Source organism: Coprococcus ammoniilyticus (assembly GCF_025567345.1).
Classification (GTDB): Bacteria; Bacillota; Clostridia; order Lachnospirales; family Lachnospiraceae; genus Coprococcus; species Coprococcus ammoniilyticus.
The window spans coordinates 142,265-163,464 of the sequence record NZ_JAOQJS010000001.1 but is presented as its reverse complement, the minus strand read 5'-3'; the positions used below and the strand labels follow the sequence as shown (position 1 = coordinate 163,464).

Here is a 21,200-nt window from a genome sequence, read left to right as displayed (position 1 = left end):
ATCGAAAAACAATAATTACAGTTTCAAAATATCATTAAAATTATCGTTTGTCAATAATTTCTATGGATTGCGAGCTTGATTCATTTATGCAGGTCTAATATAATAGAAATTGCCGTGTTCAGATTTCGTATCATTTGATTGAAGGATAAAATGATCGTTGGCATTTCGGTACCGGCATAAGGGAACATGGGAGAGCAATATTCTCAGTGACGATATATAAATGTTTGTGAGGCAGAGATATGATTTATTCTTATCCGGATTATTATAAAAAGTTTAGATGTATAGCGGACAAATGCCCGGACACCTGCTGTTCTGACTGGCAGATCGTGATCGATGATGAATCATTGGAAAAATATCGGAATTACGCAGGAGAATACAGGCAGACACTTCACCGGAATATACAGTGGGAAGAAGGCGTATTCGGACATAACCGGAAGGGCAAATGTGCATTTTTGCGGGATGATGGACTGTGCGACATGTATAAGCATATGGGAAAAGACAGCCTATGCACGACCTGTCGGGAATATCCAAGACATACGGAAGAATTTGAAAATATAAGAGAGATTTCATTATCGCTTTCCTGCCCGGAGGTGGCAAGGATATTGATGCAGAAGACAGAACCGGTAACATTTGTCTGTGAAGAAGACGATGAGGAAGAAGTATTTGAGGATTATGATTATTTCCTGTTTTCCAATCTTGAGGATATCCGGGAGGAGATTTTGAAGATTACCCAGAACCGGGAAGAAAGTCTGAAAGCAAGGATCAGAAAGGTATTGCAGATCGGTGCTTCCGCACAGAGACATTATGAAGAAGGGGATCTGATCGACTGGGATGAATGTGAGGATACAGATAAAGTCTGCGTGAAAGATGAATATGAACTGTTCCGGAAGCATATGAGATTCCTGTCAGAGGAGCTGGAGCTGTTATATCAGGACTGGGATGATGTGCTGGTGGAATCCGAAGTGCTTTTGTTTGATCAGGGGGAATCCGGTTTCACAGAGAATAAGAAACGATTTCTGTCATGGTGGGGAAACAGCAGCTTGCCTTCACTTGAGATCGTGCTGGAGCAGATCGTTGTTTATTTTATCTCGATCTATTTGTTAGGTGCGGTCTATGATGGGAATATTCTTGGTAAAATAGATTCCGCGGTGGGACATGTGACAGTAATCTTCCTGCTGCTTCTCGCCAGATGGATAAAGTGCAGTGAGAAGTTAGAGATGGCTGATCTGATCGAACTGGTGTACCGGTATTCCAGAGAGATCGAACATTCGGATGAGAATCTCGACCGGGTGGAAGAATTGGACTGGTTTATAAGAATATAATTTGAATTTCAGTGAACTCTATAGCATACTATAGGATAAGGTCGCTCGCAGAACGATGAACAGTGATAAAAGGAAAATGGAGTAGCAGTATGAATATATGTATATTTGGTGCATCCAGCAATGACATTGATCAGGCATACATGGATGCGGTTTTTAATCTTGGAAAGAAGCTGGCAGAGAGAGGACACACATTAGTATTTGGTGCGGGTGCAAGAGGACTTATGGGGGCTGCCGCCAGAGGAGCAAGTGCCGGAAACGGTGAGATCGTTGGCGTTGCACCGACATTTTTTAATGTGGATGGTATCATCTATGACAAATGTACAGAGCTGATCCGGACAGAGACGATGCGTGAGCGGAAACAGATCATGGAGGATCGGAGTGATGCGTTTATCATGGTGCCGGGTGGAATCGGAACATTTGAGGAATTTTTTGAGGTGCTGACTTTAAAGCAGCTTGGACGACATGGCAAGGCGATCATTGTCTATAACCAGGATGGATTCTTTAATTCCCTGTTTCAGATGATGGATGAATGTGTCGAGAAGGGTTTTATGAATCATGTAACAAACGAGATCTATCAGGTGATGACAGATACAGATGAGATCCTTTCTTATCTGGATGGCTATACACCGGAGGTTGGCAAGGTGTTTAAATTTTAAACGATATAGGTGCAGGAGGAAAAATGGGAGATACGAATGAATATACAGTTCACGATCTGGTACGGGATGAGTTGTATAAAAATATGGATGTTGAATATGGAAAATTTACAGCGAGTCTGTCACCGGGAGCAGGAAATATCATCGGCGTTCGGATTCCGGTGCTGCGCAAAATGGCGAAAGAGATTGCGTCTGTAAACTGGAAGGAGTATCTGGATGGTGCAAGGGATGATACCTTTGAAGAAGTCATGCTACAGGGCATCGTGCTTGGCTATGCCAGAGGAAAGATCGACGACATTCTCACATACATGGGACGGTTCATACCAAAGATCGATGACTGGTCGATCTGCGATACCTGTTGTAATACCTTTAAGATCGCAAACCAGTATCAGCAGGAAGTGTGGGATTTCCTGATGCCATATCTGGACGAGCAGGGAGTAATCGATGGCAAGCCTGCTAACGAGAGAAATCGTGAGTTTGAACTGCGGTTTGTAGCGGTTATGATGTTAAATTATTATCTGAATGATGCCTATATTGATAAGGTGTTATATGCATACGATCATATGAAGAATGATGGCTATTATCTGAAAATGGGTGTTGCATGGGGACTTGCAGAAGCCTATGTAAAATGTCCGGAGCCGACGAAGGCATTTTTAAAAAATAACCATCTGGATGATTTCACATTTAACAAAGCAATCCAGAAGATGCAGGAATCCTTCCGTATCACACCGGAGGAAAAAGCTGCACTCAAGGCAATGAAGCGATGATAATGATAATATAAGTAAATATGGCGAAATGAACGGAGGTGGCAGTATGAGAATGTATTTTAAACAGAGATTGTTTTCGTGGTTTGACAGTTATGATATTTATAATGAACAGGGAAATCCGATATATGTGGTAAAGGGACAGATATCCTGGGGACATTGTCTGAAGATTTTCGATCCATATGGGAATGAAGCCGGTACAGTAAAGGAGCAGATATTCACATTTCTTCCAAAATTTGAGATCTATCAGGGAAATCAATATCTGGGATGCATTAAGAAAGAGTTTTCCTTTCTTAAGCCCCGATATGATATTGATTATAATGGATGGCATATTGATGGAAGCTTTATGGAATGGGATTACAAGATCACAGATGCTGCAGGTGGTATGGTTGCATCCATATCAAAGGAACTGTTTCATATGACAGATCAATATGTGATCGATGTATATGATCCACAAAATCCACTTATTGCACTTATGTTTGTTCTGGCCATTGATGCAGAGAAATGTTCGAGGAATGATTAGGAATGGTCGGCAATCCTTCCGATGGTATCGGCAAGAATCTCGATCACCTGCTCGGTATCTTCTTCCTTATATTTTAAGAAGGTATGTACGCTTCCTTGAATCAGCAGAGAAATTGTGATATTTTTCTCCAGATTGTCTTTGAATTCCGGATGCGTGATAAAGATCAGTTCCTTAATGCGGGCTTCCAGTTTGTTGGTGAGCACGCCGCAGCTTCTGTCATCATCCGGGAAAAGAATGTTGAACAGATGTCCCTGTGTGATAAATGCGGTACAGAGCAGTCTGGCTGCGGCAGCCGGATCTGTGATGATAAGATCCGGATTTGGAATGTCTGCAACCAGTGACGTGATCGCGTCATTTTCCAGATATTCCGACAGATCGTAGATATCTTTAAAATGAAGATAAAATGTCTGTTTGCTGATATTTGCTTTCTGGGTCAGCTCCCGGATCGTAATCTTTTCGAGCGGTTTTGCCGCACGTAATTCTATAAAAGCACTGAAAATGCTGTTCTTGGTTTTCTGTATTCTTAAATCCATTGCAATCTCCTGATTTACTATTTGTTGACTATGGTCAATAAATTGACGTTATTCAATTATTGGCTATGGTGTCAGCTTTTGTAATCTCATATAATAAACATGTCTATTTTAATCTATAAATTTACTATAGTCAATAAAGAATCATCTGTACAAATACAAAGGAGAATGACATGGATATTTACGAATTTTATTCCGGAAGAAGCTTTGATGCATATAGAGAACTGGGGGCGCATGTGAAGAAAGAGGTCACAGGAAAGAAGACGGTTGTCAGTGGTGTGGAATTTGTCACATATGCACCGAATGCTCTGGGGGTAAATGTGATCGGTGAATTCAACGACTGGAACGAGACGGTCATGGAACGCTGTTATGACGGCAGCTTTTTCAAGGTATTTGTGCCGGAAGCAAGACCGGGCATGATGTACAAATATAAGATCTATCACAGAGACGGCAGCAGCATGGAGCATTGTGATCCGTATGGCTTCGGCATGGAGCTGCGTCCGGCATTTGCATCCATTATCCGGGATATGGATACATATCGTTTCCATGATGCCAAATGGATGAAGAACCGTAGTGTATGTCAGGGCAGTCCACTTAACATCTATGAAGTTCATCTGGGTTCCTGGCGCACAAAACCGGTCTTTGATGAACAGGGAAATCCGCTGACACCGGAGGAGATCGCAGAGAGCAACCGGGTAGCGGAGAGCTGGTATACCTATAAGGAGATCGCTCCGATGCTTGCGGAATATGTGAAAGAGCAGGGATATAATTATGTAGAGTTCATGCCGCTCTCCGAGCATCCGTCCGATCAGTCCTGGGGCTATCAGAATACCGGATTTTTCAGTCCGACATCCAGATATGGAACAGCAGATGACCTGAAGGAAATGATTGATATTCTGCATCAGCATAATATTGGCACAATTCTTGATTTTGTTCCGGTTCATTTCGCACTTGATGGCTATGGACTTGCCAGATATGATGGCACGGCATTGTATGAATATCCAAGCAACGATGTGGGATACAGTGAGTGGGGAAGCATGAACTTCATTCATTCCAAAGGAGAAGTGCGGAGCTTCTTACAGTCTGCGGCGAATTACTGGCTGTCAGAGTATCATTTTGACGGACTTCGTATGGATGCGATCAGCCGTATCATCTACTGGATGGGCGATGAGAGCCGTGGTGTAAATGACCGGGCGGTTGATTTTATCCGGAATATGAATCAGGGGTTAAAGGATCGTCATCCTTCGATCATCCTGTGTGCCGAAGACTCGACAGACTTTAAGGGTACAACGAAGGAAACAAAATATGGTGGACTGGGCTTTGATTACAAATGGGATATGGGCTGGATGAATGATACACTGAATTTCTTCCGTACACTTCCATTTGTCCGCGGCGAGCATTATCATGACCTGACATTCTCGATGATGTATAACTATAATGAACGGTATCTGCTTCCTTTGTCACACGATGAGGTTGTACATGGAAAGGCAACGATCATTCAGAAGATGGCGGGTATGTATGAAGAAAAGTTCCCGCAGGCAAAGGCATTATATGCTTATATGTATGCGCATCCGGGCAAGAAGCTGAACTTTATGGGAAATGAGATCGGACAGTTCCGCGAGTGGGATGAGAAGCGCGAGCAGGACTGGGATCTTTTGAAATATCCGAACCATGATTCTTTCCACCAGTATATGAAAGCACTGAATAAGATTTATATGAAAGAGCCGGCATTATCTGCATGGGATGATGATCCGAATGGATTTGCATGGATCCTTTGCGGTAAGGAAAATGATGTTGTCTATATCTTTCAGCGTGAAGTAAATGAAGATAAGGTGATCGTTGTATTAAACCTGTCGGGACTTGTATATAAAAATTATCACTTTAATTATGAAAATGGTGATACAATGAAGGTACTGATCAACAGCGACTGGAATAAATTTGGCGGAAGCACAAAAGATACAGAGAAAACGATTAAGGGTGTAAATGGAGATTTTGGATTTGACCTTCCGGCATTTTCCGGAATTTACCTGAAACCGGTCGATTAGAACATGAGAAGGTGAATATGATGACGACAATAGAGAAGCTGGCAGAGCTGCGTGAGAAAATGAAGGGAACAGGTGTAGATGCTTATGTGATTACTACGGATGACTTTCATGCATCCGAATATGTTGGAGCATATTTCAGGGAAAGAGAATATATGTCCGGGTTTACAGGATCTGCCGGAACACTGGTTGTGCTCCCTGATACGGCGGCATTGTTTACAGATGGGCGGTATTTCATTCAGGCGGAAGCACAGCTTGCAGGCAGTACGATCGAACTGATGAAGAGTGGACAGCCGGGCGTTCCAACGATCGAAGAATATTTGTATGACCATCTGGAATCGGAAAAGGTTGTAGGCTTTGATGGAAGAACCGTCAGCTTGGATTTTGCTGATAGGATGCTTGGCAAACTGGGCGATAAAAAGGTCACTTTAAATGGTGAACTGGATCTGGTCGATGAACTCTGGGCGGACAGACCGGAGCTGTCACATGAGCCGGTATTTGAATTACCATTTTCATACACAGGCGAAACCCGTGCGGATAAGCTTGTGCGTGTCAGAGCGTCAATAAGATCTGCAGGTGCGGATGCCCGGGTGATCTCTGCGCTGGACGAGATCGCATGGCTTCTGAATCTGCGAGGAAATGATATAGACTGTAATCCGGTATTCCTGTCATATATGCTGATCGCAGATGAAGACTGTCGTTTATATATCAATGATGCGATCTTAAACGATGAAATCACCAGAGAACTTGCCGTTGATGGGATTACACTTCATCCGTATAATGAGATCTATACGGATCTCAGGAGGTTGCCGGAGGTCATTCAAACACATAAAAAGACAGAGCAGGTAACGATATTGCTGGATGGTTGTCAGGCCAATTACAGATTGAGAAGCTGTATACCGGAGACTGTATCCGTAGTCGATGAACCGTCTGCTATTCAGTTGATGAAGGCACAGAAGAATTCTGTAGAGTGCGAAAATGAACGGAATGCGCATATCAAGGATGGAGTTGCTGTAACGAAATTTATCTACTGGCTTAAGCATCATATCGGAACAGAAACGATCACAGAGCTTTCGGCAGCAGAGAAGCTGGAGTCTTTTCGAAAAGAGCAAAAGGGGTATATCGAGCCGAGCTTTGATACGATATCTGCATATGGTCCACATGGCGCGATCGTACATTATGAACCGACAGAGGAGACAAATGTCGAACTAAAACCGGAGAGCTTCTTATTAGTGGACAGTGGCGGTCATTACATGGAGGGAACAACTGACATCACCAGAACAATCACACTGGGGGCTTTGACAGAGGAAGAAAAATGGGCGTATACACTGGTGTTGATCGGACATCTGAATCTGGCAGCAGCAAGATTTAAACATGGAACGCGTGGTGAGAATCTCGATTATCTGGCGCGTGAACCACTGTGGCGGTATGGCCTGGATTTCAATCACGGCACCGGTCATGGAGTCGGATATCTGTTAAATGTACACGAAGGACCAAACAGGATCCACTTCCGAATCATGGAAGAACGCAGACCGACAGCAGTATTCGAAGACGGAATGATCACGTCAGATGAACCGGGTATATATATAGAAGGAAGGTTTGGCATCCGTCATGAGAATCTGGTTCTTTGTAAGAAAGCAGGAAAACCGGCAGGCAAGCTTCCGGAGGTATTCTTGAAAGAAACGGAAGCAAATGGAACATTTCTGGAATTTGAAACTCTGACCTGGGTTCCGTTTGATACAGAAGCTTTGATACCGGAACTGATGACAGATCGTGAGCTCCAACGATTGAATGAATATCACAAGAATGTGTATGAGAAGATCGCTCCACATCTGACGGAGGAAGAACGCATATGGCTGGAGCAGGCAACGAGTCCAGTATCGAAAAAATATCATAATATAATTTGATGAATTTCAAGGGGAGAAACATATGATCTATAAGTGTGAGGCATGTGGGGGTGTGCTGGTATATGACCCGGATCTCGGGAAAATGAAATGTACACAATGTGGTCAGACAAGCGAACGCAGATTCCATATGAAGTTAAAGGAAGTAGATCCGGATACAGAGGAAAAAGAAGACGGAAAACGATCATTTGATAATCTGTGGTTTGGTCTTGATAAAGATCAGAAGTGGCATGGAGAGAAGGAAATCCAGATCAATCCTGACTGGGATGCGGATCTGTTGGCATTTGAGATGCGGAATAACAGACCGGAAGATATATCGGCTGCATCAAAACAGACGGAAGCAGAAGATATATCAGAAAAATCAGAACAGCAGGCACAAGACACTGCTTATACAGGTGACCGGAGAGAGATGCAGGGAGAACGACTGATGTCGGTTCAGATATTCCGCTGTACTTCCTGCGGAGCACAGATTATGATCCATGGAAATGAGCGGGCAACTTTTTGTTCGTTTTGTGGACAGCCGACGGTTATATTTGACCGTGAATCGAAGGAAGTATGGCCGGATTATATCATTCCATTTTCCATAACGGAACAGCAGGCAGTGGATGCGATCAAAGAGAAATTCGGTACAGGCAGATATGTGCCAAGAGAGATCAAGCATCCGAAGATTGACAAGATCCGTGGAATCTATATTCCATATTGGCTGTATACAGTGTATATGCGGAAAAAAGCAAATCTGCATCTGGTAACGAGTAATGAAGCTGAGAAGAAAGAACCGGAAAATATCTTTAATGCCGGAATGAACAGAAACCAATCCTTTTATACGATGCTGCAGTCATCGAAGAAGATGGGATTGTATCCGGGATCATTTCAGAATCAGAAATATGATGCGGAAACGAGAAGTGTCTCTGTAGGTATAAATGAGAAGACAGATATGTTTGCAGATGCATATGGAAATTTTGAACAGGTTACCTTTGATGCATCCAGAAAATTAGATGATCGGCTATCCAGTCGTCTGGAACCATATCATATGGAAGCATTAAAGCCATTTGATCCATCGTATCTGTCCGGATTCTATGCAGATCGGTATGATGTGCCGTCCAGAGAGGCTGCGCCGGACATCCATCAGAGGATAAGTGATGCTATGGATAAAGCAATGATAGAAGATACAGGAACGACTTACATAGAGAAGAGCATTGAACAGTACAGTGTGGATAAGATTGAGTACGCGCTCCTGCCCGCATGGTTCATGACCTTCTGGTATAGGCATGAGCTTTATACGATACTGGTCAATGGACAGACCGGAAAGGTTGTTGGCAATATTCCGGTGAATAAAAGGAGTTTTATTTCGGATGCGGTGATGACCGGAGTTGTATGCTGCACGATCGGAGCGGTTGTATTTTATGAAATCAATCAGGGAATTGCAAAAGGGTATGGCTTTTTCCATGAATATGGAGGGTCGATCATTGTATTCCTTTTTATGCTGGCGGCGGGACTTTTTACCAGAAATCTCAGTAAATATAACAGGTATAAGCACGACAAAGAACGACTTGCATCTTCAACAACGACTGATTATGTAAAAGAAAGGCAGGATAAGACATGGATTCGATAAATATTTTACTTACAGGATTTAAATTGTTACCGATCATACAGGGCATTGTCTGTGGCGGACTGTTTGCGGCAGGTCTGTTGCTGTCGTGGATGCTTCGCTCCAACCTCCATGGCGAGATGGAAACAGAGAAGGAATTTGCCAGACAGCACAAAATCTCCTACTACCAGATCGACCAGGGCCACAAGATTTTATTCTTCTGATTAATAAAAAGGAAAATCCTGCATATTTGTGGGGGAACATCTTGAATATCAGCTATAATGCCGCAGTGGCTTCTTTGTTTGAAAGATACGCTTTTTTCTTATTCGATACATATGCCTGATCCGCTCATGCTCCTGTGCAAACTCGCTCTTCGAGCTCAGACATGCACCCGCATTCGCTGGCAGTATGTATCTCATAGGAAACGAAGCGAATCTTTGAAGCCTAGCCTGTCCCGCCTGCATACATACAAACTGTTTTCCTCAGATGTATTGCAGAATGGCAGGCGGTATATTATAATGAAGCGAGAATGTAGATAACAGGAGGAACCCGAAATGGACATTGTATGTTTGGATTTGGAAGGTGTATTAGTACCGGAGATTTGGATCGCATTTGCAGAGGCAAGCGGCATCCCGGAGTTAAAGAGAACAACAAGAGATGAGCCGGATTATGACAAATTAATGAACTGGCGTCTTGGCATATTAAAAGAACATGGACTTGGCTTAAAAGAGATTCAGGAAACAATCGCAAAGATCGATCCGATTCCCGGTGCAAAGGAATTCTTAGATGAGCTTCGTTCTATGACACAGGTTATCATTATCAGTGATACATTTACACAGTTTGCAAGCCCGCTTATGAAGAAGCTCGGCTGGCCGACAATCTTCTGCAACTCATTGGAGGTAGCAGAAAGTGGAGAGATCACAGGCTTTAAGATGCGTTGTGAGAAATCCAAATACACAACCGTAAAGGCACTTCAGTCTATCGGTTATGATACGATCGCAAGTGGTGATAGCCACAACGATCTTGGAATGATCCGCGCAAGCAAGGCCGGATTCCTCTTTAAGAGTACCGATCAGATCAAAGCAGACAATCCTGATCTTCCGGCTTATGAGACATATGATGAACTGCTTGCAGCCATCAAGAAAGTGCTGGCTTAAGATCAATCCTTTCATATAAAAATGTATGCAGTATGTGAGACAGGCATACTGAGATCGTGAAAATTAAGTACATATAACAGAGAACCTGCATATACTGTAGCAAACAGAGTATGCAGGTTTTTTATGGCTATAAAAATAATGATTGATGCCGGACATGGCGGATTTGACAATGGGGCATCTTATAATGGAAGAACGGAGAAGAATGACAACCTGAATTTGGCTTTGGCACTCGGTGATGCGTTGTCAGAGCTTGGTTATGACGTGGAATTTACGAGAACGACAGATGTCTATGATTCACCGACAAGAAAAGCACAGATCGGAAATGAGAGTGGTGCGGATTATTTTATCTCCCTGCACAGGAATGCTGCACCGTATCCGAACAAATATAACGGAGTGGAAACCTTGGTTTATAATACATCAGGGATTGCATATGAAATGGCAGAAAATGTGGATGCAGAGCTTGCAAAGATCGGATTTGAGAATCTGGGAGTTGAGGAACGGAAGAATCTGGCTGTTCTGCGCCGGACAACGATGCCGGCAATTCTGATCGAGACTGGATTTATTGACAGTGATAAGGATAATTATCTGTTTGATTACCGGTTTGAAGATATCGTGAATGCGATCGCACTCGGAATTGATGAAACACTTCGTGGATAGATGTGTGAAAAACGCACAAAAGAATTTACAGTTAACGAGAAAAATTGTATAATTATAAAGACTGTTTTAGAAAACGACAATCCGATTGGAGAAGGTTATCTGATTGGAAAATACGATAGAAAAGTGGGGTAGAAAACAATGAAAAATACGTTCAGTAATTCAGGCATGTTGAACTGGCTTGGCTTCTTTGCAAATAAGATGGATGTCAGCCCGGAGAAGATAAAGATGCTTAATATCTGCGGCAGACAGAAAAATGTCGTGCCAACGATTGATACACATAAGCGGGTTCTGATCTATACTGATGCCAGTCATGAAGATCTCTTCTATACATTATGGGAAGCGGGATTTGGCGAATATGATATCTGGATCGGCGAAGGAACAGAGCCGGGAAGTGAACTAACAAATGCAAAGCTCAAGAATGTTATTAATAAGAAGATATCCGAACCGACGGTTATATTTATCGTAAACGAGAAGACCAGAGAATCCGTACGGTACGGTATGAAGAATGATCTGTTTACAAAGGGATCGGTTCATTATGTATGCAATGAGATCCGCGCGGTTATCATGAGTATTCTCGGTGTAGATACTCATGACACGATTCTTGCTCTGATGGCAGAGAGTATCGTTATCGAAGCTGCGATCACAGCGAGCGAAGGTCAGATCATTGCAGTAGAGCCGGACAGCGGTTCCAGAAGATCTATGGAGGAAAATGTTGAGAAGTTTGGAGTTCATAACGTGCAGATCATTCCGGATATGAGCGAAGAATCCTTAAGTAAGATTCCGGTACCAAGACTTGCATTTATCGTTGCGAATCATTATCTGGAATCTGATATTGAACGTCTGCTTGCGATCAATCCGCAGATGCAGTTTGTTATCTACACATTAGATCTTGGTATCCTTGCAGAGACCAAGCTGATTTTTGATAAATTCGGTATTCAGAATATGGAAGCGTTACAGATCAACGTATCCAAAACAAATAAAGAAAATGTATTTGTTGCTCAGCCGGCACCATGGATCATTACAGGTGGGGCTGAATAGAACATAGATATTCAGAAATAAAGCCCCATTCTCCGGTAAGAGTTTTCTTCTGTTTTATGGACAACGTAAAAAACAGAAGAAAGCCTGAAAAGGATGGGGCTATTTTACTTTACAGAGTAGAATTAGTTATGACTTTTTTATAAAAAGTTTAGAAATATATTTTTTATTAATAAATTAATAAAAGGTGAAAAATAAAAAATGGTGTGCTATAATACGTTGTTGTTTAAAGGACAACTGGAAGCACATGGAAGAATGCAGGAGGAAATTTAAATGAAAGCCATTTTTTTCGACATTGACGGTGTGTTAAATTCAAACAAATTCATCTGTAACAATCCGGGTGAAACCGTTGACAGAAAAAATGTAAAAAACCTTGCAGATGTTGTAAAGGCAACAGATGCGAAGCTGGTAGCGATCTTTAACTGGCGGAAAGAGGTTATGAAAGATCCGGTATGTGACGAGAGAGCACAGGAGCTGATCCTGAAGCTTAAGGAGGAAGGTCTCGTTATATCCGATGTAACTCCGCCGCAGGAACATATATCCGGCAAGTATGAGGATTATGGACGGTGCTTTGAGGTTAAGGACTATGTAGACCAACACGATGTGGACAGGTTGGTGATCTTAGATGACATGGATTCAGACTGGGACAGAGTTGGACTTGCTGATTACTGGATCAATACGGAGAATACAGTAAAAGGATTTTCCGAGAGTGATGCAAGAGAAGTAATAAATATCCTTAACAGTTAGTATGCCCTTTGAAAAAATTACATGAGAGGAAGTGAAGACCTACGGGTGACCTTGCAGAAAAGTTAACAGAGGAGCTGAATTGCGAGACTCTCTTTACCATTCCAATTTTTGGTGGAATCCCGATCTCGGAATCAATCGTGGTAACATGGATCATTATGGCGGTACTTGTTCTGTTGTCCGTTATACTTGTCCGGAATCTGAAAGTTGAAAATCCGGGAAAGAAACAGCTTGCTCTGGAGTCGATCATTACGACATTTAATAATCTGTTTAGTGACGTTTTGGGAGAAAAAGGTAAGGCATATATACCGTATCTGATCACTGTCATTTTGTATATCGGAATGGCAAATATCGCAGGTATATTTGGATTTAAACCACCAACCAAGGATCTGAACGTAACAGCAGCACTGGCGATCATGAGTATAGTCATGGTTCAGGTTGTCTGTATTAGAAGCAGGGGACCGAAAGGATGGCTTAAGAGCTTTGCAGAGCCGGTAGCAATAGTAGCACCTATAAATGTAATGGAGCTTGTAATAAAACCATTGTCGTTATGTATGCGATTGTTCGGCAATGTTTTAGGTGCATTTGTTGTAATGAAATTAATTGAGGCGGTAGCGCCTGCCATTGTGCCTATTCCGTTAAGCCTTTATTTTGATATCTTTGATGGCTTACTTCAGGCATTTGTATTCACATTCTTAACTGCACTCTACATGCAGGAAGGATTGGGAGAAGACTAAGATTAACATAAGGAAAATGAAAAGGAGATAATAATTATGAACACAGTAATCGCAATTGGAGCTGCTATAGCAGTATTAACAGGTATTGGTGCAGGTATCGGACTTGGAATCGCAACATCAAAGGCAGTAGAAGCAGTAGCAAGACAGCCGGAAGCAGACAGTAAGATCACAAAGCTTCTGATCATCGGTGGAGCACTTGCAGAGGCAACAGCCGTTTACGGTCTGGTAATTGGTCTTTTGATCATTCTTCTTCTGAAATAATATTTATAAGAATATGATGATTGCGGCACTATATCATAATAGATATGAAGGAATCGTAATTGTCGGATAACGAAAACAGACAGAAAGGCAGGAGGTCATTAAATGATAAATTTAAGTGTCTCGTCCATAGCCATAACCATAATTAATATTATAGTTTTGTTTCTTCTGTTAAAGAAATTCCTGATCGGTCCGATCAATAAGATCATGGCAGAACGTGAAGAGATGATCAAATCCTCGATCGCGAATGCCAATCAGACGAAGGATGATGCCATGAAACTGAAGCAGCAATATGAAGATACTCTCGCAGGTGTTCAGGATGAATGTGATACCATGCGGGATAAATCCAGACAGGCTGCACAGAATGAATATAACAGGATTGTGGCAGATGCAGGCGAGAAATCAAACCGTATGATTAAGGATGCGGAAAAAACTATAGAAGTACAGCGTGAAAAGGCTTTGAGCGATATGGAATCTCAGGTTGCAGAGCTTGCAATGTCGGCAGCGGCTAAGATTCTGGGTGAAGACTCAAATGACGCGAAAAATCAGTCACTATATGATGAGTTTATAGAAAAAGCAGGTGAGGCCCATGACACAGAAAGCAATTAATTATGCTGAAGTTTTGTGCGAGCTGAATATTGATGCGGCTGAGCTTTCAGATATGGAAGCAGTTGTCAGGGAGAATCCTGAATTACAGGAGGCACTTACGTGTCCGGTTGTCAGCAGAGAAAAAAAGTCAGAAGTTATCGATAAGATATTCGACGGTTCAAAGACTACGGTAAAATTCTTAAAGGTACTTTGCAACAATTCTGATTTTGATCAGTTCTTTGAGATATGCAGGGAATACAGAGTTCTTATAAAGAAGAAGGCAGATGTCCTTCTTGCAACCCTTTATTATGTGACACCTCCAACGGAGACACAGAAGAAGGGGATTGAAGATTTTCTGAAAAAGGAATATAAGACCTCAGATGTGGAACTGACATTGGAGAAGAAAGACAGTCTGATCGGCGGCTTTATTATTAAGGTCGGAAATAAGGAATATGACTGGAGTCTGGCAGGCAGATGTAAGCGGCTTACACAAAGATTGGTTACGAGGTGATAAGATTTGAGTTCAATAAGTTCAGGAGATATTATCTCCATACTGAAAAGTGAGATAGAGAATTTTGACTTCGACACCCGGGACAAAGAAGTAGGAACTGTCATCTGGGTAGGAGATGGAATAGTAACGATATATGGTATTGATAATGCCATGTATGGTGAGATTGTAGTATTTGAAAATGGTATCAAGGGTATGGTACAGGATATCAGAAGAACCGAGATCGGATGTATCCTGTTCGGAAAAGATACCGGAATAAAAGAAGGTACAAAGGTTACCAGAACAGGTAAGAGAGCCGGCGTACCGGTAGGTGAAGAATTCCTTGGAAGAATCATCAATGCATTGGGTGCACCAATTGATGGTAAGGGAGCGATCAAAGAGGCAGATTATATGCCGGTTGAGCAGGAAGCACCAAGTATCGCAGACAGACAGTCGGTCAATGAACCACTTCAGACCGGTATTCTGTCGATCGATTCCATGTTCCCAATCGGTAAAGGACAGCGTGAGCTGATCATCGGTGATCGTCAGACCGGTAAGACTTCGATCGCACTTGATACGATCATCAACCAGCGTGGAAAGGATGTTGTCTGCATCTATGTAGCGATCGGTCAGAAAGCATCCACCGTTGCAAAGATTGTTTCCACACTTGAGAAGAATGATGCAATGGACTATACGATCATTGTAGCATCAACAGCCAGTGATCCTGCACCGCTTCAGTATATAGCACCATATGCAGGAACATCGATGGCAGAATATTTTATGCATAAGGGAAAAGACGTGCTCATCGTATACGATGATCTGTCAAAGCATGCAGTAGCATACAGAACACTGTCCTTGTTACTTGGACGTTCCCCTGGACGTGAGGCATATCCCGGTGATGTATTCTATCTGCATTCCAGACTGCTTGAGCGTTCCAGTAAGTTAAAGGATTCATTAGGCGGTGGTTCGATCACAGCCCTTCCTATTATAGAGACACAGGCAGGTGATGTATCTGCATACATCCCAACAAATGTTATCTCCATCACGGATGGTCAGATCTTCCTTGAGAGTGATCTGTTCTTCTCAGGTATGCGTCCTGCGGTAAATGTAGGATTGTCCGTATCCCGTGTCGGTGGTGCAGCGCAGACCAAGGCTATGAAGAAAGCAACCGGTACCGTCCGTATCGATCTTGCACAGTTCCGTGAGATGGAAGTATTCACCCAGTTCAGTTCCGATCTGGATGAGAATACAAAGGAGCAGCTTACTTATGGTAAGGGACTGATGGAGCTGTTAAAGCAGCCGTTATGTCATCCGCTTAGTATGGCAGAGCAGGTTATTACACTGGTTGCAGCAACAAATAAGCTGTTCTTAAATGTAGATATCAAGAAAGTAAAGCAGACACAGATGGATATGCTTGCATATTTCAAGGATGCAGAACCGGATGTTATCAAAGAGATTGAAGAAGGAAAGGTTCTGACAGATGATCTGAAAGAGCATATTCTTGAAGCAGGAAAAGAGTTTATGAAGAGGGTGGAGTAATTGGCAAGTACCAAAGAAATCCAAAACAGAATAAAAAGCATTAAGGATACAATGAAGATCACAAATGCCATGTACATGATCTCTTCTTCCAAACTGAAAAAAGCGAAGAAGGATCTGGAGAATACGGAACCGTATTTCTATACTTTACAGGTTTCTCTGGCACGACTGTTACGACATCTTCCTGATATGGATCATCTTTATTTCGAAAATGAAGACGATGAAAAGAAGGAAAATCCGAAAAGAGGTTATATTGTAGTTACAGCCGATAAGGGCATGGCAGGTGCATATAACCATAATATCATTAAGATCGCAGAAGAAGAACTGGCAAATCACCCGGACAGCGAATTATACGTTGTCGGACAGGTGGGAAGACATTATTTTGCAAGGAAGAATGTGCCGGTTGATATCCATTTCCAGTATACAGCCCAGAACCCAAGTCTTCACAGAGCGAGGGTTATTGCGGATAAGATGCTGGAGAATTACGAAAGCGGTAAGATCGATGAAGTCTATATCATCTATACGAAGATGATAAACAGTGTAACGGCAGAGCCGGAGATGATCCAGCTTCTTCCGTTCAGAAAGATGGATTTCAAAATCTCGCAGGCGGATGTCTATCATGAGGAGATCATCATTGAACCTTCTCCGAGAGCGGTCATGGATCGAATTGTTCCGAATTATATTACAGGTTTCATATATGGAGCACTGGTTGAATCCTTCTGTAGTGAACAGAATTCCCGAATGATGGCAATGGATTCTGCAACCAGAAGTGCGAAAGATATGTTAGCTGATCTCAGTATTAAATACAACAGAGCCAGACAGGCTGCGATCACGCAGGAGATCACCGAGGTAGTTGGTGGTGCGAAGGCTCTGCAGAATAAGAAATAGGAGGTCTGATGTTTTGAAAAACGGTAAAATAGTACAGGTCATGGGACCTGTTGTAGACGTAGAATTTCCGGATAATGATTTACCAAACATCAAGGATGCTCTGGAAGTTGATAATCATGGAAAGAAATGCATAATGGAAGCTGCACAGCACATCGGAAATAATACCGTCAGATGCATCATGCTGGCAGCAAGCGAGGGCTTATCCAGAGATATGGAGGTTGTTCCGACAGGATCAGGAATCAAGGTTCCGGTTGGTACAGATACCCTTGGCAGATTATTTAATGTAACCGGTGACACTCTGGACGGTGGACCGAATCTGGCAGATACAGAGCACTGGGTCATCCACAGAGATCCTCCATCATTTGAGGATCAGAGCCCTGTTGTTGAGATTCTCGAAACAGGTATCAAGGTTATCGATCTTCTTGCCCCATATGCCAAAGGTGGTAAGATCGGTCTGTTCGGTGGTGCCGGTGTAGGTAAGACCGTTCTGATCCAGGAGCTGATCCAGAATGTAGCAACAGAGCATGGCGGATATTCTATCTTCACCGGTGTCGGTGAGCGTTCCAGAGAGGGTAATGACCTCTGGACAGAGATGAAAGAGTCAGGGGTATTGTCCAAGACAGCCTTAGTGTTTGGACAGATGAACGAGCCACCTGGAGCAAGAATGCGTGTTGCGGAAACAGGACTTACGATGGCAGAATATTTCCGTGACGTAAATCATCAGGATGTGTTATTATTTATAGATAATATCTTTCGTTTTGTACAGGCAGGATCAGAGGTTTCTTCCCTGCTTGGACGTATGCCATCCGCAGTTGGTTATCAGCCAACTCTGGCAAATGAGCTTGGTGAGTTGCAGGAGCGAATCGCTTCTACAAAGTCAGGATCCGTTACATCCGTACAGGCAGTTTATGTGCCTGCCGATGACTTAACAGACCCGGCTCCGGCAACTACATTTGCGCATCTGGATGCGACAACCGTTCTTTCCAGAAAGATCGTAGAACAGGGTATCTATCCTGCTGTTGATCCTCTGGAATCCAATTCCCGTATTCTGGAGGTGGACGTTGTCGGTGAAGAACATTATAATGTAGCCAGAGGCGTACAGGAGATTCTTCAGAAATACAGAGAATTACAGGATATCATCGCAATTCTTGGTATGGAAGAATTATCAGAGGAAGATAAGATTACGGTTACAAGAGCACGTAAGGTGCAGAAGTTCTTATCACAGCCATTCCATGTAGCAGAGAACTTTACAGGTGTTCCGGGAAAATATGTACCTCTTAAAGAAACAGTAAAGGGCTTTAAGGCTATCTTAGACGGTGAGATGGATGAATATCCTGAGTGGGCATTCTTTAACGTAGGCGGAATCGAAGAAGTCAAAGAAAAAGCCGCAAAGGGACAGTAGGATAAAGGAGGCAGACAGACATGAATACATTTTACCTGAGAGTCATATCAAGTAATAAAGTATTTTTTGATGATAAGGTTACGAAGTTTGTATTGCCTTTGGAAGATGGTGAGATGGCAGTCCTTCCTCACCATGAGAATATGATCATTGCAACCAGTATCGGGGAGATCCGAATTGATACACCGGATGGAAAGAAGATCCTTGGTGTTGTCGGGGAAGGATTTGCCCAGATCGTAAATAACCGTGTAACGATGCTGGTGGATTCTGCAGAGCATCCGGAGGATATCGACAGAGTCCGTGCTGAACAGGCACTTGAACGTGCGAAAGAGCGTTTGAGACAGAAGGAAAGTCTGAAAGAGTACAAACAGACAGAAGCATCTCTTTCCAGAGCGTTAATGCGATTAAAGGTAACGGGTAGAGATTTATAAATGGCCGGATCCGGTGCGAATCGCACCGGATCAAAAAAACAGTTGTTGGATATTGCAGTACTTTTGGACAGAGAGTTGTAAATTCAGGGGATTTAGGTAGATGGTTAGATTTTTTATAGTGATCATTTCCTGTTTTTTTCTGATTTTGTATTATGTTCCGAAGATGTCATATTATGCCAGACATGGTGAGAAATATGATGAGGAGACATGCTACAGAATGGCACAGGTTATGATCGAGCATGTAAAGAAAAGAGGGCGTATCGAGACGGTTGCATCCGGCATGGAGAATCTGCCGACGGAAGGCGGATATATCATGTTTGCAAATCATCAGGGCAAGTACGATGCACTTGGTGTTATAAGCGTACATGAAAAGCCATGCACATATGTAATGGATGCGAAGCGATCGCATTTGTTTATCGTCACGCAGTTGTGTGAGCTGTTAAAGGCAAAGCGTCTGGATAAAACCGATCTCAGGCAGCAGGTTCAGGTAATTAATGACGTTGCGACAGAGATCAAAGCGGGAAGACGATATATTCTTTTCCCGGAAGGCGGATACGACCATAACCATAATTCTCTGAGAGGCTTCCTGCCGGGAAGCTTCAAGATCGCACAGAAGGCAAAATGCCCGATTGTGCCGGTCGTATTATATGATTCATTTAAACCATTCGAAGGAAAATCTTTCCGAAAGGTTATTACACAGCTTCATTTTCTGCCACCGATCCCATATGAGACATTTGCAGATATGAAGACCTATGAGATAAGAGATATGGTAGTTTCACTGATCCAGAACCAGCTCGACAAGATGGAGAGCCTGAATGACTGGTAGGAGATTGCCGAAGAAAAGAGAGATAGCAGTTATGTTATCTCTTTTTTTTCGTGGAAATCCAGATAGAGCAGAAATGTTGTATCTGAATTTTGGGGTTTGAACATATACAAGTGTGGCATTTCTTTAGCAAAAATTTTAGAAATATATTGTCTGTTGAGATTTTAGATGGTAGAATAAATTTTGTCGATAATGAATATATTGTGTTATCGATGGGCTATCTGGCAGATGAGGCTGTCAGATGAAATTTAGTCTGAATTATAAAGGAGAGTAACATGGACGAGAATATGAATGGAAATCAGCAAAATGGCACAAATGCCGGACAGCCGGATGGAGCAGCTCAGAATATGAATCCAAATCAGCAGGCATACGGCGGACAGCAGTATTATGATCCGAACCAGCAGGCATATGGCGGACAGCAGTATTATGATCCGAACCAGCAGGCATACGGCGGACAGCAGTATTATGATCCGAACCAGCAGGCATACGGCGGACAGCAGTATTACGATCCGAACCAGCAGGCATATGGTGGACAGTATGGACAGCAGCCACAGGGTAATAAGCCGGCAGGCGGTGGATTTGATAAAGTAAAGAATGCGATTGTGAATAATAAGAAGATCGTTATTATTGCGGCGGCAGCAGTTGTTGCATTGATCCTGATCTTTAACATTATCGGTGGAATTGCTGGTCACGGTAAGCAGAGCCCAAAGGCAGTTGTTAAGGCTTATGTAAATGCAGTAGAAAAGCAGAGCGGTAAGAAGCTGTATAAGCTGATTGATAAGAAAGTCCTTAAATATACGAAGGACGAAGAAGATATGGATAAAGATGAAATGATCGATAAGTTAGATCAGATTCTGGAATGGTCAGGTGAATCTCTCGAAAACCAGGTTGGTAAAGTAAAGAGCATCAAGGTTAAGTTCAAGAAGGTTAAGAAGTTAAAAGGCAGCAAGCTGGAAGATAAGCAGGAAGACTATGAAGATGAATACGATATCAAGGTTAGCCAGGTTGCACGCGTGGAAGGCACGGTCAAGGTAAAGGGCAAGGATGATGATATCGAGAATGATTTCACTATGTATGTCTATAAGAGAGGCGGAAAATGGTATCTGGATTTTAGTTCCATATACTAAGATGAAA

At 42.7% G+C, this 21,200-nt stretch carries 22 protein-coding genes and 1 pseudogene; 22 read left to right on the top strand and 1 reads right to left on the bottom strand.

Annotated elements, in window-relative coordinates; translation table 11 throughout:
• The first annotated feature begins 239 nt into the window (after nt 1-239).
• The 4 genes from fliB (at nt 240) to OCV60_RS00665 (ending at nt 3,262) form a co-directional block, all read left to right on the top strand.
• Nucleotides 240-1,322 carry a flagellin lysine-N-methylase gene (fliB, locus tag OCV60_RS00680; RefSeq protein ID WP_117784650.1) on the top strand — a complete coding sequence of 361 codons (1,083 nt, stop codon included), beginning with the start codon at nt 240-242 and terminating at the stop codon, nt 1,320-1,322.
• An 89-nt stretch (nt 1,323-1,411) separates the two neighbouring features.
• Nucleotides 1,412-1,978, top strand: coding sequence for an LOG family protein (locus OCV60_RS00675; protein WP_021944453.1), 567 nt, complete (start codon nt 1,412-1,414; stop codon nt 1,976-1,978).
• A 23-nt stretch (nt 1,979-2,001) separates the two neighbouring features.
• Nucleotides 2,002-2,742 carry a DNA alkylation repair protein gene (locus tag OCV60_RS00670; RefSeq protein ID WP_262529010.1) on the top strand — a complete coding sequence of 247 codons (741 nt, stop codon included), beginning with the start codon at nt 2,002-2,004 and terminating at the stop codon, nt 2,740-2,742.
• A gap of 46 nt (nt 2,743-2,788) precedes the next feature.
• The gene (locus OCV60_RS00665; protein ID WP_118675551.1) at nt 2,789-3,262 is read left to right on the top strand and encodes an LURP-one-related/scramblase family protein; all 474 of its coding nucleotides are present in this window, start codon (nt 2,789-2,791) and stop codon (nt 3,260-3,262) included.
• Here OCV60_RS00665 and OCV60_RS00660 read toward each other — a convergent pair.
• Complete coding sequence (locus OCV60_RS00660; RefSeq protein ID WP_008400525.1) at nt 3,259-3,795, bottom strand: TetR/AcrR family transcriptional regulator; 537 nt, start codon at nt 3,793-3,795, stop codon at nt 3,259-3,261. The two genes, OCV60_RS00665 and OCV60_RS00660, sit on opposite strands and share 4 nt — an antisense overlap.
• Nucleotides 3,796-3,938: 143 nt before the next feature.
• Here OCV60_RS00660 and glgB point away from each other — a divergent pair, with 143 nt between their 5' ends.
• The 18 genes and pseudogenes from glgB to OCV60_RS00570 all read left to right on the top strand — a co-directional run bounded on the left by glgB (nt 3,939) and on the right by OCV60_RS00570 (nt 21,193).
• Nucleotides 3,939-5,837 carry a 1,4-alpha-glucan branching protein GlgB gene (gene glgB / locus OCV60_RS00655; protein ID WP_262529213.1) on the top strand — a complete coding sequence of 633 codons (1,899 nt, stop codon included), beginning with the start codon at nt 3,939-3,941 and terminating at the stop codon, nt 5,835-5,837.
• Nucleotides 5,838-5,854: 17 nt separating this feature from the next.
• Nucleotides 5,855-7,741: an aminopeptidase P family protein gene (locus OCV60_RS00650; protein ID WP_262529006.1), complete on the top strand. Its 1,887-nt coding sequence runs from the start codon at nt 5,855-5,857 to the stop codon at nt 7,739-7,741.
• Between the two features lie 22 nt (nt 7,742-7,763).
• The gene (locus tag OCV60_RS00645; RefSeq protein WP_117784654.1) at nt 7,764-9,350 is read left to right on the top strand and encodes a TFIIB-type zinc ribbon-containing protein; all 1,587 of its coding nucleotides are present in this window, start codon (nt 7,764-7,766) and stop codon (nt 9,348-9,350) included.
• Nucleotides 9,338-9,550 (top strand): hypothetical protein, encoded by a 213-nt coding sequence (locus OCV60_RS00640; protein ID WP_021944447.1) that lies wholly within the window; start codon nt 9,338-9,340, stop codon nt 9,548-9,550. The genes OCV60_RS00645 and OCV60_RS00640 overlap by 13 nt, the downstream gene beginning before the upstream one ends.
• Nucleotides 9,551-9,880: 330 nt before the next feature.
• Nucleotides 9,881-10,483 (top strand): bifunctional phosphoserine phosphatase/homoserine phosphotransferase ThrH, encoded by a 603-nt coding sequence (gene thrH, locus OCV60_RS00635; RefSeq protein ID WP_021944446.1) that lies wholly within the window; start codon nt 9,881-9,883, stop codon nt 10,481-10,483.
• Nucleotides 10,484-10,606: 123 nt separating this feature from the next.
• Complete coding sequence (locus OCV60_RS00630; protein WP_021944445.1) at nt 10,607-11,140, top strand: N-acetylmuramoyl-L-alanine amidase family protein; 534 nt, start codon at nt 10,607-10,609, stop codon at nt 11,138-11,140.
• 138 nt (nt 11,141-11,278) lie between these two features.
• Nucleotides 11,279-12,178 (top strand): hypothetical protein, encoded by a 900-nt coding sequence (locus OCV60_RS00625; protein ID WP_008400514.1) that lies wholly within the window; start codon nt 11,279-11,281, stop codon nt 12,176-12,178.
• Between the two features lie 270 nt (nt 12,179-12,448).
• A complete protein-coding gene (locus tag OCV60_RS00620) occupies nt 12,449-12,922 on the top strand; it encodes an HAD domain-containing protein (protein WP_044944682.1) in 474 nt (157 codons plus the stop codon).
• 50 nt (nt 12,923-12,972) lie between these two features.
• A pseudogene (locus OCV60_RS00615) lies at nt 12,973-13,656 on the top strand (F0F1 ATP synthase subunit A); the annotation flags it as partial.
• Between the two features lie 36 nt (nt 13,657-13,692).
• Nucleotides 13,693-13,917 carry an ATP synthase F0 subunit C gene (gene atpE, locus OCV60_RS00610; RefSeq protein ID WP_008400511.1) on the top strand — a complete coding sequence of 75 codons (225 nt, stop codon included), beginning with the start codon at nt 13,693-13,695 and terminating at the stop codon, nt 13,915-13,917.
• A gap of 102 nt (nt 13,918-14,019) precedes the next feature.
• Nucleotides 14,020-14,523 (top strand): F0F1 ATP synthase subunit B, encoded by a 504-nt coding sequence (gene atpF / locus OCV60_RS00605; RefSeq protein ID WP_008400510.1) that lies wholly within the window; start codon nt 14,020-14,022, stop codon nt 14,521-14,523.
• On the top strand, nt 14,504-15,013 hold the full coding sequence (gene atpH, locus OCV60_RS00600) for an ATP synthase F1 subunit delta (RefSeq protein ID WP_021944441.1): 510 nt from the start codon (nt 14,504-14,506) through the stop codon (nt 15,011-15,013). The genes atpF and atpH overlap by 20 nt, the downstream gene beginning before the upstream one ends.
• Before the next feature lie 6 nt (nt 15,014-15,019).
• Complete coding sequence (gene atpA / locus OCV60_RS00595) at nt 15,020-16,528, top strand: F0F1 ATP synthase subunit alpha (RefSeq protein WP_008400508.1); 1,509 nt, start codon at nt 15,020-15,022, stop codon at nt 16,526-16,528.
• Nucleotides 16,529-17,413 (top strand): ATP synthase F1 subunit gamma, encoded by an 885-nt coding sequence (atpG, locus tag OCV60_RS00590; protein ID WP_021944440.1) that lies wholly within the window; start codon nt 16,529-16,531, stop codon nt 17,411-17,413.
• 13 nt (nt 17,414-17,426) lie between these two features.
• Complete coding sequence (atpD, locus tag OCV60_RS00585) at nt 17,427-18,815, top strand: F0F1 ATP synthase subunit beta (RefSeq protein WP_044944676.1); 1,389 nt, start codon at nt 17,427-17,429, stop codon at nt 18,813-18,815.
• 20 nt (nt 18,816-18,835) lie between these two features.
• Complete coding sequence (atpC, locus tag OCV60_RS00580; protein WP_117784657.1) at nt 18,836-19,243, top strand: ATP synthase F1 subunit epsilon; 408 nt, start codon at nt 18,836-18,838, stop codon at nt 19,241-19,243.
• A gap of 100 nt (nt 19,244-19,343) precedes the next feature.
• On the top strand, nt 19,344-20,069 hold the full coding sequence (locus tag OCV60_RS00575) for a lysophospholipid acyltransferase family protein (protein ID WP_118675556.1): 726 nt from the start codon (nt 19,344-19,346) through the stop codon (nt 20,067-20,069).
• A gap of 272 nt (nt 20,070-20,341) precedes the next feature.
• Complete coding sequence (locus tag OCV60_RS00570) at nt 20,342-21,193, top strand: hypothetical protein (protein WP_262528993.1); 852 nt, start codon at nt 20,342-20,344, stop codon at nt 21,191-21,193.
• Nucleotides 21,194-21,200: the final 7 nt, after the last annotated feature.